This is a genomic window from Achromobacter sp. SD115 (assembly GCF_017355315.1).
GTDB lineage: Bacteria > Pseudomonadota > Gammaproteobacteria > Burkholderiales > Burkholderiaceae_B > Achromobacter > Achromobacter xylosoxidans_B.
Genome location: NZ_JADIJM010000017.1, coordinates 23,599 through 40,877 on the forward strand (window position 1 = coordinate 23,599; position 17,279 = coordinate 40,877).

The window sequence follows — 17,279 nt, forward strand, 5'->3', positions numbered from 1 at the left end:
CGGGCCGTCAGGCTCCCAGCTCCCGTTCCAGTCCCTTGGGGTTTTCCGCCAGCCGGGCGCGGAATTCCTGCGCGACATCGCCGACATAGACGTCCTCGATGCCTTCCTTCAATGCGCGCACAATGGCGGCGGCGATCGCCGCAGGCGCCACGCGCGGGGGCGGCGTGCGCTGCTCCCATTCGTGATCCACCGGTCCGGGGAACACGTTCACTACCCGCACGCCCGCGCCGCGCATCTCGGCGCGCAGGCATTGCGCCAGGGACAGCGCGGCCGCCTTGGATGCCGACCACATGCCGCGCGAGGGCAGGTTCATGTGGGCGTAGATCGACAGCACGTTGACCCAGGCCGTGGCGCTGTTGACGCCGTCCGCGGCGCGGCCGCACAGCGCCGGGCCGAAGCTCTGCGCCAGGCGCATCAGCCCCAGCACGTTCACGTCCATGGCGTCGCGCGCCGTGTTCACGTCCTTGCGGTTCAGCAGGCCGCCTTCGCGTTCCAGGTCGGCGGTGTTGACCAGGATCTCGACCTTGCCGCCGATGGAGGCGGCGACGCGTTCGACCGAATCGGTATCGGTCACGTCCAGCACCACCGCCTGCACGCGCGGGTCGGCCGCCAGCGCGTCGTAGGCGGCGTCGCGCTTCCAGGCTTGCGGGTCGCCCAGGAACACGCTCGGGCAGCCAGCGTCCAGCAGGGCGCGCGCCACGGCCTGGCCCACCGCCGACTTGCCGTCGGTGACCAGCGCGCGGCGGAATTTCGGATCGCACGAGGTTTCGCGCAGGGTCTTGTCGTCTTCCATGTTCGGCGTGTTCCTTTCAGGCAGGGCGATCATCACGGCCTGGCCGCTGCGGTCCAGCTTCAGCGCCAGGCGCACGCGGGCGCCGTCGGCGCAGTCCTGGTGCACGTGCGCCACCACCGAGGGGCCGGCGGTCATGCGCACCGTGCCCACGCGCCAGGGCAGGCGTTCGCGGAAATACAGGTCGTTGCTGTGATGCAGGGTGGTACTGACCAGCAGCACGCCGCTCGGATCGGCGGGGCGCCAGGGCAAGCGCTCGGACAGGCAGTGGCCGCAGACTTCGCGCGGCGGGTACTGGACCGCGCCGCAATCGGCGCAGGTCTGCAGGTCGAAGCGGCCCTCGGCCGCGGCGGCGGTCAGCCCCAGCGCGCTACGGCTGCGCCAGCCCGGCGGCAGGGTCGGCTGGCGGGTGCGGGCGATCGGATTTTTGCGGGGCGGCTTGGCCAAGGGTTCGGTCATGCGTCGCTCCTAGCCAGGATGGCCGCGGCGGTGCACAGGCCGCGGTCGTAATTGATCATGCCGAAGCCGCTGACCATGCCTAGGCGGGCATCAGCCACCTGCGTGCCACCGGCCGTGCCGCTCAGCTGGCGCAGTGCTTCGATCAGTCCCAGATAGCCGCCGGCGGCGCCGGCCTGACCCACCGACAGCTGACCGCCATTGGTATTGAAGGGAAAGCTGCCGTCCACGGTGAAGGTGTTGTTGCGCACGAAGTCGGGAGCTGCGCCTTTCTGGCAGAAGCCCAGGTCTTCCATCTGCATCAGATTGATGACTGGATAGTCGTCATAGGCCTGCAGGAAATCCATGTCGGCAGGCTGCGAGTTGGCCTGGCCATATAGCTCGTCCAGGTCCATGGTCCAGCCGCCGCGCGTCTGGATCGGGTCTTCGATCCAGGCGTTGTGGCGTTCGATGGTGGAGAGAATGCGCGCGTAGGGCAGGTTCAGGGCGCGCGCCCGCTCCTCGCTCATGACCAGGAAGCCGTCGGCCCCGGCGCAGGGCATCACGCAATCGAACAGATGGATCGGGTCGGTGATGACGCGGGCGTCCAGGTACTGGGCCAAGGTCAGCGGCTTTTTCATCAGCGCGTGCGGATAGCGCAGGGCGTTGTCGCGCTGCGCCACGCACAGCTTGCCGAAGTCTTCGCGGGTGGCGCCGGTCGTGCGCATGTAGTTGGCGGTCAGCAGCGCGAAGCTGGCGTTGGGGCCGCCCGCGCCATACGGATAGACCGCGTCCTGGGCGAAGCGCGAGAACTGGCTGACGGTGTTGCGGAACGAGTCCACGTGGTTGGTGTCGCCCGCGATGCAGGCCACGATGCTTGCATCGCCCGCTTGCACCGCGCGGGCCGCGCGACGCAAGGCCGCCACGCCGCTGGCGCCGCCCATGGGGATGTGGTCCAGCCAGCGCGGGCTCATGCCCAGGTGCTGCACCAGGCCGACGGCGGTGTCGGGCGCCAGGGTGAAGCTGGACACGCAGAGCCCGTCCACGTCGGTCTTGGCGATGCCGGCCTGCCGGATCAGCGCGCCCAGCGCTCGTCCCAGCCACCAGTGGGCGGCATGGGTGGAATAGCGTTCGTACGGAATCGTGACGGGCAGGGCCGCCACCACGCCGTCGTAGCCGAGGCGGCTCATCGCGCGGGCTCCTGGCGTTTCTTCATGTGGCCGGTGTCCACGCAGCGGGCCGTGCCGGGCAGCGTGGGCGCCAGGGCTTTCATTTCGCCGCGCTGGATCTTGTTGGTGGTGGTCAGCGGCAGGCTGTCGACGAAGGCGACATAGCCGGGCGCTTTGTAATAGGCCAGCTGTTCCAGGCTCCATTGCACGATGCTGCGCGCGGCCTGCTCCATGGCGTCGCCCTCGGCCGGCAGGCTCTCGGGCACCACGCAGGCCAGCACCTCGTCGCCGCGCACCGCGTCGGGCACGGCGGCGACCGCCACGGCCTTGACCAGCGGATGCTGCAACAGCACGCTTTCCACCTCCACCGCGGAGATGTTTTCGCCGCTGCGGCGGATGACGTTCTTCTTGCGGTCCACGAAGCGCAGCGCGCCGTCGGCATCGCGGCGCACGATATCGCCGGTATGGAACCAGCCGTCTTCCCAGGCTTGGGAAGTGGCTTCCTCGTCCTTCAGATAGCCGGCAAAGAAGCCGTAGCGGGGATCTTCGCCGGCATGGCGCACCAGCAGTTCGCCCGGTTCGCCCGCCGCGGCCTCGGCGCCGGTGTCGGCGACGATGCGCACCAGCACGTCGTCTTCCTCGCGGCCGAAGCAGCTGCTGCCGATGTGGCGCGGTTCGTGGTTGGCGATGATGACCGCGCCGGCGCCGGTCTCGGTCATGGCCCAGGCTTCCAGCAGCGGAAAGCCGAAGCGCTCTTCAAAGGGTTGGTGCAGCTTGCGGTCCACGCCGGCGCCGAAGCCGAAGCGGATGGCAGGCTGCTTGTCCCGTGCGGAGGGTTCGGCCTTCATCAGGATGGCGGGCATGACGCCCAGGTAGTGCAACACCGTCGCGCCGGAGTCGCGCACGCTGTCCCACCAGGTCTTGGGATGGAAGCGGTCCAGCGGGATCAGGCAGCCGCCGGTCAGCACCATGGCCATGGCCGAATACGCCATGGCGTTCATGTGGACCAGAGGCAGCGGCGTCAGCATGCGTTCCTGGCCGGGGCGCAGTTCGCACAGGCCGCCGATGCGGGCGTACCAGCCGCCGGCGTGCAGGAAATAGCGGTTGGGCAGGATGCAGCCCTTGGGCCGTCCGGTGGTGCCGGACGTGTAGAGCAGGGCGCATTCGCTCAGGACATCGGGTTCTCTGTCCGCCAGCGGTGCGGCAAAGGGCGCGGCGGGCGGCGCATCGTCCGGTCCCATCACGCGCAGTTCGCGGCCGGCGCGCTGCGCGGCGGCCAGCAGGTCGGCGTGGCGTTCGGGCAGGGCAACGGCCAAAGCGATCTCGGAATGCCCCGTCAGGTATTCCAGTTCCGCTGCGCGCAGATCGGGGTTGATGGGCACCACCGACACGCCCAGCGCGTTCAGCGCGAACCAGTGCAGGAAGAAGGCGGGGCGGTTCTCCAGCAGCAGGCCGGCGCGGTGGCCGTGGCCGTAGCCGGCGCGGGCATAGGCCGCGCGCAGGGTTTCGATGGCCGCGTCGGCCTGGGCGTAGCTCAGTTCGCCGGCGGCGATGCCGTAGGCCTGCGCCGTTTCCGGCAGGATGCACAGAAAGGGCTGGGCGCCGTAGCGGGCCGCGGTGTCGCGGAATGCCTGATGGACCGTGGTGCTCACAAGCCGCTCCTACATGAACAATTGGATATTGCCGAAGGCCGAATCGCAGTTGACGAGGTCGACGCGTTTCAGGCGGATGCGCAAGGCACCATCCTGTTCCACCAGGTGGTGGGTGGCCCAGCCCGCGTACAGCGTCTGCGCATCCTGCCGCGTTTCGACGTAATGGAAGGCGGTGCGCACCACGTGGCGGCCTTCAGCGGGCGCGGCGTCGGGATGGCCGTGTTCCACCGTGGGCGCCTGCAGCAGGTGATGGCAGCGGCTCTTGGGCTGCTGCGAGAAAGTGCGCTGGCCCGCCAGGCGTTCGACGCGCACGCGCAGCAGCAGCTTGTCTTCGTACATCAGCGAGGCGTGCAGCTTGGGATCGGCCTGGCCGTGAGCCAGCGGCATCCAGTAATAGCCGTCCTCGGTATACAGGTTCAGCCAGTCCTCGAAGCGCAGCTCGTCCAGCATGCGCGCCTCGGTGTAGACAAAATCGATCAACTCGCGGTCGCTTGCGCTCATACCGACTCCGGTCCGGTCATGTAGCGGCCCCATGCGCGGTACTGGTTGCGCATCTGCCATTCATTGGTGCCATTGGTGGTGACGTTTTTCTGGCCGACTTCATCGGGCGAGTACAGCCGGCCCACGTTGACCCAGTCCCGCGCGCGCGATTGCAGGCCGTCCTGCGCGCGTTCGTACATTTCCAGGTCGTCGTGGCCGACCACCGAGGTCGGCGCGTTGATCAGGCGGTTGTACATGAGCGTGCGTTCCAGCAGCAGGTCGGGCGCGCCCACCAGGCGGAAGGTCCAGGACTCCACCAGGGTGCGGTCCGCGGCGATCGGCTTGAAGATGCGCAGCGTCTGGATCGGGCCCTTGACCATGATGTTGGGGAAGTACACGGTGTTGTGGCGTACGTCGCCCAGGATCTGCTTGGCGCGCTCTTCGCCGTAGGCGGCGACCATGGAGTCCCAGTAGCCCGGCACGCCGGAGTACGAGGCATGGATGGAATCCGCCACGCCGGTATGGCCGTGGCCGTTCTCCCACACGCGTATGCCCATGTTCTCGAAGAATTCATAGGGCGAGATGAAGGGCGCGAACAGTTCCACCGCCATGGGCTTGGGCGTGCCTTCCGGCGCCTGTTCCCAGACCTTGACGGCCGTGCCTGCGGAAGATTCGTGCGCCACCATCGGGTGGCAGGTGTCGGTCTGGTTGTCGACCAGCATCTTCCAGTTGCAGCGGTGCATGTAGCGCAGCACGCCACCAGCGACTTCCAGCCGACCCTCGGGGGAACGGTCGACCATGTTGTCCAGGGTGGACAGCGACTCGCCGAAGAAGTCCTCGAAGGACTGGCCTTCCGGGTTCAGGCGGCAGAACACGAAGCCGCGATGGTTCTTCACGTCCTTGACGGCGGCCATGCCCTGGCTGGCTTCGCAGTTTTCCAGGCCGGTGTTCTCGTAGCCCTTTTTCAGCGGGATGGACAGCAGGCTGCCGTCGGTCTTGAAAGTCCAGGCGTGATAGGGGCAGCGGAAGAACTTGCCGGTGTTGCCGCAGGCATCGCCCGCCACCATGGTGCCCTTGTGCGGGCAGCGGTTGTGCAGCACCCGCACCGAACGGTCGCTGTGGCGCACCATCACCACCGGCTGGTTGCCGACCGTGGTGGTGACGTAGTCGCCCGGGTTGGGGACCTGGCTGTCGTGGCCGACATAGACCCAGGTGTTGGCGTACAGGCGTTCCATCTCCAGCTCGAACAGCTCCTGGTCGATGAACAGGTCCTTGTGCACCTCGGTGTCGCGCAGCAGGGCGCGGATGGCGTCGGGATTGTCGCGGTATTTGGCCATGGTGGCGCTTCCTTGCGTCGGGCTACAGGTCCAGCACCAGGCGCGCCGATTTCGCGCGCGAGATGCAGATCTGGATGATCTTGCCGCTGGCCTTCTCGGTGTCCGAGAGGTAGTAGTCGCGGTGGTCGGGTTCGCCTTCCAGCACCGTGGCCTGGCAGACGCCGCATTCGCCGCGCTTGCAGTCGTACATCGGGTCGCAGCCTTCTTCTTCCATGACGTCGATGATGGTCTTGTCGGCGGGGATGGTCAGCACCCGGCCGGATTGGCGCAGCTCGACCTCGAAGGGCTGGTCGCCGGCCTGCGGCGCAGCGGTGGCGAAGAGCTCGAAATGGATATGGGCATCGGGCCAGTGGCGCGCGTGGGCGCCCTGGATGACGGCGTCGATCAGGCCCTTGGGGCCGCAGACGTACAGGTGCTGGCGCGGCGATGACGATTCCAGCAGCGCCTGCAGGTCGAAGCGACAGGACGGATCGTCGTCGGCGTGCAGGCTCAGGCTGTCTCCGGCCAGGGCCTGCAGCTCGGGCAGGAAGGCCAACTGGTCCTTGCTGCGGCCGCAATAGTGCAGATGGAAGGCGCGGCCGGCGGCCTTGAGCGCGGCTGCCATGGAAGCCACCGGCGTGATGCCGATGCCGCCGGCGATCAGCACCACCGGCTCGTCGCCGGCGGGCGATTCGTGCAGCGGGAAATCGTTCTTCGGGCCTTCGACCGTGAGCGTGTCGCCCTCGGCCAGCGCGTGCATGTGGCGCGATCCGCCCTGGCTGGTTTCTTCCAGGCGCACGCCGAGCCGGTATTCCGCCGGCTGGGCGAACTTGCCGGCCTCGGGCGCCAGTTGCACCAGCGAATAGCAGCGCGGCTCGCGCAGGCCCGGCACCGTCACCTTCAGATGCGCGCCCGGTCCGAAGGCGGGCAGGGGGCCGGCGTCCTCGCGCGCCAGCCGGAACGAACGGATCAGCGGCGATTCCTGCCGGACTTCCCGGACGATGAGTTTCAGTGTCTGCACGGCGTTTGTCCCTATCTTGACTTGTCTCAGGCCGCCAGCTTGTCAGCCAGCTGGCGTTCCATGGGGCCGCATTTTTCGTTGGCCAGCGCGGTTTCGCGCAGCGCGCGCAGCGTTTCGGCGGCGTCGGGCCGGCCGGCCAGCTGTTCCGCCGCGGCGAGCAGTTGGCGGTACTTGCCGCCGCCGCGCACATGCGTGTCGCTATAGCCCTTGACCAGGCGGCGGCAATTCACGGTTTCGACGGCCAGCGCGTAGTCGCGCGGGGCCAGCCGGGCGATCAGGTCCAGCCACTGCACCAGGCCGGCGGCTTCGGCCTGGTGGCGCAGCGTGCTGCGGCGGAAGCGCCGCATGCCGGCCAGCGTGTACAGCATCAGGAAGCCGCCCAGCGTGCCGCTCTGCATGCGGCGGCCATGACCCAGGCGGCGCTCGACGAAGCCGCCGAAGGCCTTGGAGCCTTCGAGCCAGCGGCCCAGCCCGGCGGGCAAGGTGCCGCAGATCTCTTCCAGGCGCGGGTGCATGAATTCCGTGGTGTAGACCAGCTGGTCCGGACGCGCGCCCACTTCCTGGCGCACGCGGTCAAAGCGGGTGGCGCGGGTCTTCAGGTCGGCGACGCGGATCACGTCGTCGTAGGCCATGGCCGTGGCCACGTAGCGCGCGGCGGCACAGGTCAGCGCCCATTGCCGGGCCTCGCCGCCGTGGGCGGCGTCCAGGTCGCGGATGACCTTCATGCGGCGCAGGTATTCGGTGGCGTAGGCCAGGTCCTGGAATTCGATCTGGCGGCGCACGCCCGCAGTCAGCATGGGCTGGGCACAGGCGGGGAAGTCGTGTTTGATCGTATCCAGCAGGGCCTGCGCCTTGGGGCTGGCGGCGCGTTCGGGCACGGCCGGCACGGGGCGCGCCAGATCGATGGGGGCAGGCTGTGCGGGCGCCTGGTCGGCGGATTCGTAGCCCAGCGCGAAGGCGCGCAGGCTCGCTTCCACCCCCAGTCCGGCACGGCGCACCGTGGCTTCGAAATCGTCGCGCGAGAACGGCAGGGCGCCGCTGCCGGCCACCGCGCCGAACAGGCTGGCGCTGATGACGCTGCCGGCGCGGTCGGCCAGATCCTGCAGGTCGAAGCAGAGGAAGCGCTTGGCCGCGGCGCGGCCGGCTTCCAGCACTTTGTTCGGATCGGCGATACCGTTGCCGGGCGCGGATTTTTCGCTGACCGCGTAGCTGCGGTGGGAAGAAGTCAGCAGCACCGTGCGTTCCGGCGTGACTAGGCCGCGCTGGATGGCGCGGCCGCCTTCCATCAGTTCGGCGGCGACCACCAGGTCGACGTCGCCCGGGGTCGGCATCAGCGCCAGGGCGGGTTGCCGTCCGGCGCGTTGCACCTCCGATTCGGGCAGCAGCTCCAGGTAATAAATGGTGGCGCCGGTGCGCTGGGCCACGCCCGGCACCGACGTGGTCTGGGCCCACCAGCCGGCGTGCTCGGCCATGTCGACGATCCAGTCGGCCAGTACGCCGCCGCCCTGGCCGCCCATGGCCAGGATGGCGATCTTGATCGGGTTGGCTTGTTGCATAGCGGCCGGGTTCATGGAACGGTTGTCCTCAGAGGGCGTAGTGGGCCAGGCGCGCGGCGCGGCGGCGTTGCAGGAAGCCGATGACGGCGGTGCGCATGCGCGCCAGGAAGCGGTCGCGGCCGGTCGGGTTGTGGACGATGTCGGCGCGGTAGAAGGACGGGCAGAGCACCGCGGCATGGGCGACTTCGCCGCAATTGCCGCAGCCCACGCAGCTGCTTTCCACGTGCGCCACCGGGTCTTCCTTCAAGGGGTCGCCGCTGTCCTTGACCGTCAGCGAGGGGCAGCCCGACAGGCGGATGCAGGCGTGGTCGCCGGTGCAGACGTCCGGGTCCACGCCGAAGCGTTCCTTCACCACGCGCTTGCCTTCCTTGACCGCCTTGTTGAACAGCGGCTTGATGCGGCGCTGCTTGTTCAGCATGCATTCGGACTGCGCGATGATGACCTTGGGGCCCTTGATGTCGGTGGTCAGCGCCTCTTCGATGGTGGCGCGCACCTTGGCCACGTCATAGGTGCGGTCCAGCGTGCGCACCCATTTCACGCCCACGCCGCGCACGGCCTGGTCGATGGGGTTGTTGGTGGAGCGGTCCGGATTTTCCGCGCGGGAGGACAGGATGTCCTGGCCGCCCGTGGCCGAGGCGTAGAAGTTGTCGACGATGACGATGACGCCGTCGTATTTGTTGAACACCGCGTTGCCGATGCCCGAGGACAGCCCGTTATGCCAGAAGCCGCCGTCGCCCATGATGGAGATGGGGCGCTTGGCGGCGGGCACGTTGAAGGCCGCCGCGCTGGAGGCGCCCAGGCCGTAGCCCATGGTGGTGGCGCCCAGGTTGAACGGCGGCAGGATGGAGAACAGGTGGCAGCCGATGTCGCAGGAGATGTGGTGCTGGCCCAGCGTTTCCTGCGCCAGGGTCAGGGCCGAGAAGATCGGCCGTTCCGGACAGCCCGTACAGAAGCCGGCGGGGCGTGGCGGCACCACGGCGGCCAGGCCCTCGACGTGCTTGTGGAAGGTGATGGGCTGTTCGACCGGACGGGCGGGCTTGGGGCGCGCCACCTCGGTGATCTGGAGCTGGCTGGCGGCGGCTTCGGCATCGGCCGCGGCGGCGGGATGCGTCTGCAGCGATTCCGGGCGCTGCCGCTTGAGGAATTCGCGCAGGCCGTCGCGCATGACCTGGGTGGTGTATTCGCCCGCCATCGGCAGCACGTCCTTGCCGGACAGCTTGGTGTCGATGCCGGCGCGGCGCAGCACGGCGTGCAGGTTCTGTTCGATGTAGTCCGGCTGGCCTTCTTCCAGCAGCAGCACGGCGCGCTTGCCGCGGCAGAAGGCTATGACCTCGTCCTCGATGACGGGGTAGGTCACGTTCATGACGTACAGCGGGATGCGGCTGTTGCCGAAGTTGTCGGCCAGGCCCAGCAGTTGCAGGGCGCGGATCACGCCGTTGTAGAGGCCGCCTTGCAGGATCAGTCCGATATCGTCCTGGTCGCCGTCGAAGTGCTCATTGAGCTTGTGTTCCTTGATGTAGCGGATGGCGGCGGGCCAGCGCTCCTTGATCTTTTCCTGCTCATGCAGGAAGGAGGCCGGCGGCAGCACGATGCGGCTGGTGTCGCGCGCCGGGCTTTCCAGCGCCTGCGCCAGCGAGAAGGCGGGTCGCTTGTTTTCCTTGGCGATGAAGCGGCCGTGCACGTGGCAGCCGCGGATGCGCAGCTGCAGCATCACGGGCGTCTTGCTGGCCTCGGACAGCTCGAAGCCGTCTTCCACGGCCTTGACCATGCTTTCCAGGTTGGGGCGCGGATCCAGCAGCCAGATCTGCGACTTCATGGCGAACGCATGCGAGCGTTCCTGCATGATGGACGAGCCTTCGCCGTAGTCCTCGCCCACGATCACCAGCGAGCCGCCCGTGACGCCGCCGGAAGCCAGGTTGGCCAGCGCGTCGGACGCGACGTTGGTGCCTACCGTGGATTTCCAGGTGACGGCGCCGCGGATGGGGTACATGACCGAGGCGGCCAGCGTGGCCGCCGCCGTGGCTTCGGAGGCGCTGGCCTCGAAGTGCACGCCCAGTTCCTGGAGGATGTCGTTGGCGTCGGCCAGCACGTCCATCAAGTGCGAGATCGGCGAACCCTGGTAACCCGCGACGTAGCCCACGCCGGACTGCAGCAAGGCCTTGGTGACCGCAAGAATGCCTTCTCCGCGGAACTCTTCGCCCGCGCCGATGCGCAATTGCTGGACTTCTTTTTTGAAAGACCTTTCAGCCATCTGGCACTCCTTCGCGGCCCGGCCTGCGGGTCCTCAATGGTTGCTGCTGCGCAGCATCGTCACGTCAGGAAAAACTCGTCTTAAAAATACTTTAGGAGTCAACGTTTTAGCTGTCAACAAAAAAGATGAAATTTCATGGAAAACAAAAAATATCACGCTAAAACAATGACGTATATACTCGTTGTTCTCTAGTTCGCAGCGCGATTCAGGCGCTTCGATGGTGCAAAAACGGGTTGCGATTCCGGGTATACCCTGTGCTGCGCGACAGCATTGCGGCACATCATGGCGCGTGGTTGCGCCAGCGTGGTGCAATGCGCATTTCGTCGGGCCGGCGCAGGCCCTGGATTCCGGTGCGTGGGAGCAAAGCAACATGCGGTTGGACAAGCAGCGGGACACGGACGCGGCGGCGCACAAGGCCCGCTTCGTCGATGGTTACCTGGCCTATCTGCTGGCGCAGGCCAGCCAGCGCATTTCTGCGGAATTCCATCTGCAGGTGAAAGCGGCCGGCCTGTCGGTGACCGAATGGCGGGTGCTGGCCAGCCTGCAGGGCAGCCCGGGCGAAACCATAGGCATGCTGGCGGTGCTGGCCATCACCAAGCAGCCGACCTTGAGCAAGGTGGTACAGCGCATGGAGGCCGAAGGCCTGGTGGCGCGCACTGGCGTGCGCGCGGACCGGCGCCAGACCCGGGTCTGCATCACCACCAAGGGCAGCAATCTGATCGCGGCGTTGTGCGATCAGGCCTTGCAGCACCAGAAGGCCGTGCTCGCGCCTTTCGGCGAGGAAAAAGCCGCGATGCTGATCGACATGCTCGAGGTACTGATGACGGAGCACGTGCCGCTGGAACTGTCGGTGCCGGACGAGGAATAGCCGGGTAGGCGCGGCCAGCCGTACCCAACGCTGTTTACTTCGATTATTTTGTTACAAGCTTATGTGTCCCCAATAGGTTTTCCCTCTGTGAAAACCCCCTACGGTACGCATAAACCCTCAATTGACGGAGGTCTTGCGGCTAGGCAATATCGCGCCGGTATTCAGACTACAGTCAGGAGTTGAACCTATGCGCCGCACTTTGATTGCTATCGCGATCGCCGCCGCCGTCGCCTTGCCCACGATCGGGCAGGCCAAGACCTTCCGCTGGGCCGCCCAGGGCGACATCCTCACCTTCGATCCGCACTCGCAGAACGAAGGCATGACGATCGCCGCCAACAGCTATGTCTACGAACCGCTGGTGGACTACGACAAGTCCTTCAAGATCAACCCGCGCCTGGCCACGGAATGGGAGCAGGTGTCGCCCACGCTGTACCGCTTCAAGCTGCGCCCCGGCGTGAAGTTCCACGACGGCGCCGCCTTTACCGCCGACGACGTGGTGTTCTCGATCCACCGCGCCATGGCGCCCACCTCGAACTACAAGGCCTACACCACCGGCATCAAGGAAGCGCGCAAGATCGACGACCTGACGGTCGAGATCGAAACGTCGGCGCCCAACCCCGTGCTGCTGCGCCAGCTGACCAACGTGTTCATCATGAACAAGGCCTGGTCGGAAAAGAACAACGCCGCCAAGCCGCAGGACTTCGTCAACAAGGAAGAGACCTACGCCGCGCGCAACACCAACGGCACCGGCCCCTACAAGCTGAAGTCGCGCGAAGTGGACGTGCGCACGGTGTTCGAGGAAAACAAAGACTGGTGGAACAAGGCCGGCAAGGTCGGCAACGTGACCGAGGTCGTGTTCACGCCGATCAAGCAGAACGCCACGCGCACCGCGGCGCTGCTGTCGGGCGAAATCGACTTCGTGCTGGATCCGGCGGCCCAGGACCTGGAGCGCTTGCGCCAGTCGGCCAAGGTGGTGGAAGGCAACGAGTACCGCACCATCTACCTGGGCCTGGACCAGAAGCGTCCGGAACTCCAGTACTCCAACATCAAGGGCAAGAACCCGTTCCAGGATATCCGCGTGCGCGAAGCGCTGTACCGCGCCATCGACGTGGACGCGATCAAGCGCGCCGTGATGCGCGGCCTGTCCGCGCCCACCGGCACGATGATCGCGCCGCAGGTGCATGGCTGGGCCCAGACCCTGCAGGCACGCGTGCCCTACGATCCGGAAAAGTCGCGCGCCCTGCTGAAGGAAGCCGGCTATGACGGCACGCTGAACTTCACGCTGGATTGCCCGAACAACCGCTATATCAACGACGAAGCCATCTGCCAGGCGGTCGTCGGCATGTGGGCCAAGGTCGGCGTCAAGGCCACCATGAACGCCATGCCGCGCTCCACCTATTTCCCCAAGGTGCAGTCGTTCGACACCAGCGCCTTCCTGTTCGGCTGGGGCGTGCCCACGTTCGACGCCATGTACACGCTGCAGAACCTGATCCGCACCAAGGGCGAGGGCGCGGACGGCATGTACAACCTGGGCAACTACAGCAACAAGGAACTGGACGTCATCATCGACCGGATCAAGACCGAGACCGATCCGGCCAAGCGCGACGCCGACATCATCACCGTGCTGCAAGGGCACGCCAAGGACTTCGGCCACATCCCGCTGCACGACCAGGTCATTCCCTGGGCCATGCGCAAGAACGTCACGGTCGTCCACCGTGCCGACAATCGCCTCGTTGCCGATTGGGTCAAGGTTGACTGATCCAGGCTAATCAAACGGCGCAGCCCGTCGGCCTGTTCATGCTGAACAGGCCGGCGGGCTTTCGCTGTTACGCCTTTTCCGCCTATGTTTGCTTTCATACTGCGTCGCCTGTTGCAGGCCGTAGCGGTGATGCTCACCGTCGCGCTACTGGCCTTTGTGCTTTTTCAATACGTCGGCGACCCTGTCACCATCATGCTGGGACAGGACGCCACCGATGCCGAGCGCATCGAACTGCGTGAGCGCCTGGGGCTGAACGAGCCCGCCATCGTCCAATTCGGCCATTTCGTGGCCAACGCCCTGCAGGGCAATTTCGGCATCTCCCTGCGCCAGAGCGAACCCGTTTCCACCCTGCTGAAATCCCGCCTGCCAGCCACGCTGGAGCTGTCGATGGTGGCTGCCTTGCTGGCATTGCTGGTGGGCGTGCCGCTGGGCGTGTACACCGCGCTCAAGCGCAACAGCCTGGTGTCGCAGCTGTTGCTGGCGGGCTCCTTGCTGGGCGTGTCGCTGCCCACCTTCCTGATCGGCATCCTGCTGATCCTGGTGTTCTCCGTGCAGCTGGGCTGGCTGCCCAGCTACGGGCGGGGCGACACCGTCAGCGTGGGCTGGTGGTCCTCGGGACTATTCACCGCCACGGGCTGGAAGCACCTGATCCTGCCGTCCATCACCTTGTCGCTGTTCCAGATGACCCTGGTGCTGCGGCTGGTGCGTTCGGAGATGCTGGAGGTGCTGCGTTCGGACTACATCAAGTTCGCCCGCGCCCGCGGCCTGAAGCGCCGCGCCATCCACTTCGGCCATGCGCTGAAGAACACGATGGTGCCGGTCATCACCATTACCGGCCTGCAGCTGGGCGGCATCATCGCCTTTGCCATCGTCACGGAAACCGTGTTCCAGTGGCCGGGCATGGGGTTGCTGTTCATCCAGGCGGTGCAGTTCGCCGATGTGCCTGTCATGGCGGCCTACCTGTGCCTGATCGCGCTGGTATTCGTGGTGATCAACCTGATCGTCGATCTTTTGTATTTTGTCGTGGACCCGCGCCTGCGTTCCGGGCTGACCCGCGGCGGGGGGGCTCACTGATGCGCGCCGTACTCAAACGCTTGTGGGACAGCGACATCGCCTGGGCTTGGCGCCGGGCGCCCGTGGCCATCATCGCCACCGTGATGCTGGCGCTGCTGCTGATCGGCTCCTTCGGGGCCGGCTGGGTGGCGCCGCACAACCCGTTCGACCTGACCAAGGTGGAACTGCTGGACGCGCTGCTGCCGCCGGCCTGGGAGGCCAACGGCCTGCCGACCTATCTGCTGGGTACCGACAGCCAGGGCCGCGACCTGTACTCGGCCATCCTGTACGGCACTCGCGTGTCGCTCTTGATCGGCCTGGCTTCGGTGCTGCTGTCCATGCTGATCGGCATCGTGCTGGGGCTGATCTCGGGCTACGCGGGCGGGCGCATCGACGCCTTCATCATGCGTATCGCCGATGTGCAGCTGTCGTTCCCCGCGATCCTGATTGCGCTGCTGATCGACGGCGTGGCGCGGGCGGCGGTGCCGCGCGAACTGCACGAGCTGATCGCGTTCCCGGTGCTGATCGGCGCGATCGCGCTGGCGGGTTGGCCGCAGTACGCGCGCACGGTGCGCGGCTCCACCCTGGTGGAGAAGAACCGCGAGTACGTGCAGGCGGCGCGCGTGATCGGCGTGGCCTCGCCCGTCATCATGTTCCGCCACGTGCTGCCCAATGTGCTGGGACCGGTGCTGGTGCTGGCCACGGTGCATCTGGCCACGGCCATCATCACCGAAGCGACGCTGTCGTTCCTGGGCGTGGGGGTGCCGCCGACGGCGCCGTCGCTGGGCACGCTGATCCGCATCGGCAACGACTTCCTGTTTTCAGGGGAATGGTGGATCACCATCTTCCCGGGCGCGGCGTTGGTGCTGCTGGTGCTGTCGGTCAACCTGCTGGGCGACTGGCTGCGCGATGCGCTTAACCCCCGCCTGAATTGAGGTTTACATGAGCGCATTACTAGAAGTCCGCAATCTGCGCGTGGAGTTCCCTACGCGCCGCGGCACGCTGCGCGCCCTGGACGACGTGTCGTTTTCCATCCAGGCTGGCGAAGTCCTGGGCGTAGTGGGCGAATCCGGCGCCGGCAAATCCTTGACCGGCGCATCCATCATCGGTCTGCTGGAGCCCCCCGGGCGCATCGCCGCGGGCGAGATCCTGCTGGCGGGCCGCCGCATCGACAATCTGCCCGACGAGCAGATGCGCCGCGTGCGCGGCCGCGAGATCGGGGCCGTGTTCCAGGACCCGCTGACCTCGCTGAATCCGCTGTACACGGTGGGCCGGCAGTTGGCGGAAACCATCGTGACCCACCTGGACCTGAGTTGGGCCCAGGCGCGCAACCGCGCGGTGGAATTACTGGCATCGACCGGCATCCCGGCCGCGCGCGAGCGCATCGATCACTATCCGCACCAGTTTTCCGGCGGCATGCGCCAGCGCGTGGTGATCGCGCTGGCCCTGGCGGCCGAACCCAAGCTGGTGGTGGCGGACGAACCCACGACCGCGCTGGACGTGTCGATCCAGGCGCAGATCATCGAGCTGCTCAAGCGCCTGTGCCGCGAGAACGGCACCGCCGTGATGCTGATCACGCACGACATGGGCGTGATTGCCGAGACCGCCGACCGCGTCGCAGTAATGTACGCGGGCCGCGTGGCCGAGATCGGCCCGGTGGCGGATGTGATCCACAAGCCGCGCCATCCCTATACGACGGGGCTGATGGGATCGATCCCGTCGCTGGAGGGACATTCCGAGCGGCTGGTGCAGATCGACGGCAGCATGCCGCGCCTGAACGCCATTCCGCCGGGCTGCGCCTTCAATCCGCGCTGCGGCCAGCGTTTGCCGCGCTGCGGCGTGGAGCGGCCGGAGCTGATGGCGGCCGGCACCTCGCGCGCGGCCTGTTGGCTGCACGACAACAACGATAAGGTGGCCGCATGACGACGCCCTTGGTAGAAGTAAAGGACGCCGCGCGCTGGTTCGATGTGTCGCCGCCGTGGCTGGAGCGCAAGCTCGCGGGCAAGCCGCGCGTGATGCTGCGTGCCGTGGACGGGGTCTCGTTCGAGATCGCGCGCGGCGAAACGCTGGCGCTGGTGGGCGAGTCGGGCTGCGGCAAGTCGACCGTGGCGCGCATGCTGGTGGGCCTGTACGGCCTGACCCGCGGCGACATACGTTTTGACGGACAGCCCTTGTCGCGCATGTCGGAGCCGGGCGGCCGCGCCCTGCGCAAGCGCCTGCAGATGATCTTCCAGGATCCCTATGCCAGCCTGAATCCGCGCTGGCGCGTGGGCCGCATCATCGCCGAGCCCATGCTGACCCACACCGCCATGACGGCCGACGAGCGCAGCGCGCGCGTGGGCGAACTGCTCAAGCAGGTGGGCCTGGATCCGGCCGACCAGGGCCGCTATCCGCACCAGTTTTCAGGCGGCCAGCGGCAGCGCATTTCGATTGCGCGCGCGCTGGCGGTGAATCCCGAGTTCCTGGTGTGCGACGAGCCGACCTCGGCGCTGGACGTGTCGGTGCAGGCGCAGGTGCTGAACCTGATGAAGGACCTGCAGCGCAACCTGGGGCTGACCTATCTGTTTATTTCCCACAACCTGGCGGTGGTGCACCACGTGGCCGACCGGGTAGGGGTGATGTACCTGGGCCGCATGGTGGAAGTGGCGCCGCGCGACGAGTTGTTCGCGCGGCCGCGCCATCCGTACACGCGCATGCTGCTGGAAGCCATTCCCGACATCAACGGCGCGGGCAAGCCGCGCACCGCGGTGGCGGGCGAAGTGCCCAATCCCTTGAACCCGCCTTCAGGCTGCACCTTCCATCCGCGCTGCCCGCATGCGAATGAGCGCTGCAAGGCCGAGGCGCCAGCGGCGATGGCGGCGGGAGTGTCGGTGGTGGCCTGCCACGCCGTGCAGGAAGGGCGGATCTCCGTCTGATCCGTGGACGGCGC

General features: G+C 67.0%; 15 protein-coding genes. 7 read left to right on the forward strand and 8 right to left on the reverse strand.

Annotated elements, in window-relative coordinates:
- Positions 1–7 precede the first annotated feature (7 nt).
- From IPU70_RS22025 to IPU70_RS22060, 8 genes are read right to left on the reverse strand one after another with little or no spacing between them, the layout of a single operon-like run.
- On the reverse strand, positions 8–1,249 hold the full coding sequence (locus IPU70_RS22025) for an SDR family NAD(P)-dependent oxidoreductase (protein WP_207470320.1): 1,242 nt from the start codon (positions 1,247–1,249) through the stop codon (positions 8–10).
- Positions 1,246–2,415: a thiolase family protein gene (locus IPU70_RS22030; protein WP_207470322.1), complete on the reverse strand. Its 1,170-nt coding sequence runs from the start codon at positions 2,413–2,415 to the stop codon at positions 1,246–1,248. Before IPU70_RS22030 ends, IPU70_RS22025 begins: the two co-directional genes overlap by 4 nt.
- The gene (locus IPU70_RS22035) at positions 2,412–4,046 is read right to left on the reverse strand and encodes an AMP-binding protein (protein ID WP_207470324.1); all 1,635 of its coding nucleotides are present in this window, start codon (positions 4,044–4,046) and stop codon (positions 2,412–2,414) included. The genes IPU70_RS22030 and IPU70_RS22035 overlap by 4 nt, the downstream gene beginning before the upstream one ends.
- 9 nt (positions 4,047–4,055) lie before the next feature.
- Positions 4,056–4,547: an aromatic-ring-hydroxylating dioxygenase subunit beta gene (locus IPU70_RS22040; RefSeq protein ID WP_207470326.1), complete on the reverse strand. Its 492-nt coding sequence runs from the start codon at positions 4,545–4,547 to the stop codon at positions 4,056–4,058.
- Positions 4,544–5,863: an aromatic ring-hydroxylating dioxygenase subunit alpha gene (locus tag IPU70_RS22045; RefSeq protein WP_207470333.1), complete on the reverse strand. Its 1,320-nt coding sequence runs from the start codon at positions 5,861–5,863 to the stop codon at positions 4,544–4,546. Before IPU70_RS22045 ends, IPU70_RS22040 begins: the two co-directional genes overlap by 4 nt.
- A gap of 22 nt (positions 5,864–5,885) precedes the next feature.
- Positions 5,886–6,863: a PDR/VanB family oxidoreductase gene (locus tag IPU70_RS22050; RefSeq protein WP_207470335.1), complete on the reverse strand. Its 978-nt coding sequence runs from the start codon at positions 6,861–6,863 to the stop codon at positions 5,886–5,888.
- A 26-nt stretch (positions 6,864–6,889) separates the two neighbouring features.
- The gene (locus tag IPU70_RS22055) at positions 6,890–8,434 is read right to left on the reverse strand and encodes an indolepyruvate oxidoreductase subunit beta family protein (RefSeq protein ID WP_207470337.1); all 1,545 of its coding nucleotides are present in this window, start codon (positions 8,432–8,434) and stop codon (positions 6,890–6,892) included.
- Positions 8,435–8,447: 13 nt separating this feature from the next.
- Positions 8,448–10,670, reverse strand: coding sequence for an indolepyruvate ferredoxin oxidoreductase subunit alpha (locus tag IPU70_RS22060; protein ID WP_207470338.1), 2,223 nt, complete (start codon positions 10,668–10,670; stop codon positions 8,448–8,450).
- Here IPU70_RS22060 and IPU70_RS22065 point away from each other — a divergent pair.
- The 7 genes from IPU70_RS22065 to IPU70_RS22095 all read left to right on the forward strand — a co-directional run bounded on the left by IPU70_RS22065 (position 10,651) and on the right by IPU70_RS22095 (position 17,265).
- Entirely contained in the window at positions 10,651–10,839 is a 189-nt protein-coding gene (locus tag IPU70_RS22065; RefSeq protein WP_207470340.1) for a hypothetical protein, read from the forward strand. The two genes, IPU70_RS22060 and IPU70_RS22065, sit on opposite strands and share 20 nt — an antisense overlap.
- Before the next feature lie 201 nt (positions 10,840–11,040).
- Positions 11,041–11,538, forward strand: a complete 498-nt coding sequence (locus tag IPU70_RS22070; RefSeq protein ID WP_207470342.1) for a MarR family winged helix-turn-helix transcriptional regulator — start codon at positions 11,041–11,043, stop codon at positions 11,536–11,538.
- A gap of 187 nt (positions 11,539–11,725) precedes the next feature.
- Positions 11,726–13,297, forward strand: a complete 1,572-nt coding sequence (locus tag IPU70_RS22075; protein WP_207470344.1) for an ABC transporter substrate-binding protein — start codon at positions 11,726–11,728, stop codon at positions 13,295–13,297.
- An 84-nt stretch (positions 13,298–13,381) separates the two neighbouring features.
- The gene (locus IPU70_RS22080) at positions 13,382–14,371 is read left to right on the forward strand and encodes an ABC transporter permease (protein WP_013391701.1); all 990 of its coding nucleotides are present in this window, start codon (positions 13,382–13,384) and stop codon (positions 14,369–14,371) included.
- The gene (locus tag IPU70_RS22085; protein ID WP_207470346.1) at positions 14,371–15,285 is read left to right on the forward strand and encodes an ABC transporter permease; all 915 of its coding nucleotides are present in this window, start codon (positions 14,371–14,373) and stop codon (positions 15,283–15,285) included. Before IPU70_RS22080 ends, IPU70_RS22085 begins: the two co-directional genes overlap by 1 nt.
- A 7-nt stretch (positions 15,286–15,292) precedes the next feature.
- Positions 15,293–16,273, forward strand: a complete 981-nt coding sequence (locus tag IPU70_RS22090) for an ABC transporter ATP-binding protein (protein ID WP_207470354.1) — start codon at positions 15,293–15,295, stop codon at positions 16,271–16,273.
- A complete protein-coding gene (locus tag IPU70_RS22095; RefSeq protein ID WP_013391704.1) occupies positions 16,270–17,265 on the forward strand; it encodes an ABC transporter ATP-binding protein in 996 nt (331 codons plus the stop codon). Before IPU70_RS22090 ends, IPU70_RS22095 begins: the two co-directional genes overlap by 4 nt.
- Positions 17,266–17,279 lie beyond the last annotated feature (14 nt).

Coding starts and splice junctions, on each gene's coding strand:
- IPU70_RS22030 (WP_207470322.1), bottom strand. CDS start 2,415: ATGAGCCGCCTCGGCTACGACGGCGTGGTGGCGGCCCTGCCCGTCACG.
- IPU70_RS22075 (WP_207470344.1), top strand. CDS start 11,726: ATGCGCCGCACTTTGATTGCTATCGCGATCGCCGCCGCCGTCGCCTTG.
- IPU70_RS22045 (WP_207470333.1), bottom strand. CDS start 5,863: ATGGCCAAATACCGCGACAATCCCGACGCCATCCGCGCCCTGCTGCGC.
- IPU70_RS22040 (WP_207470326.1), bottom strand. CDS start 4,547: ATGAGCGCAAGCGACCGCGAGTTGATCGATTTTGTCTACACCGAGGCG.
- IPU70_RS22090 (WP_207470354.1), top strand. CDS start 15,293: ATGAGCGCATTACTAGAAGTCCGCAATCTGCGCGTGGAGTTCCCTACG.
- IPU70_RS22085 (WP_207470346.1), top strand. CDS start 14,371: ATGCGCGCCGTACTCAAACGCTTGTGGGACAGCGACATCGCCTGGGCT.
- IPU70_RS22080 (WP_013391701.1), top strand. CDS start 13,382: ATGTTTGCTTTCATACTGCGTCGCCTGTTGCAGGCCGTAGCGGTGATG.
- IPU70_RS22070 (WP_207470342.1), top strand. CDS start 11,041: ATGCGGTTGGACAAGCAGCGGGACACGGACGCGGCGGCGCACAAGGCC.
- IPU70_RS22055 (WP_207470337.1), bottom strand. CDS start 8,434: ATGAACCCGGCCGCTATGCAACAAGCCAACCCGATCAAGATCGCCATC.
- IPU70_RS22060 (WP_207470338.1), bottom strand. CDS start 10,670: ATGGCTGAAAGGTCTTTCAAAAAAGAAGTCCAGCAATTGCGCATCGGC.
- IPU70_RS22095 (WP_013391704.1), top strand. CDS start 16,270: ATGACGACGCCCTTGGTAGAAGTAAAGGACGCCGCGCGCTGGTTCGAT.
- IPU70_RS22025 (WP_207470320.1), bottom strand. CDS start 1,249: ATGACCGAACCCTTGGCCAAGCCGCCCCGCAAAAATCCGATCGCCCGC.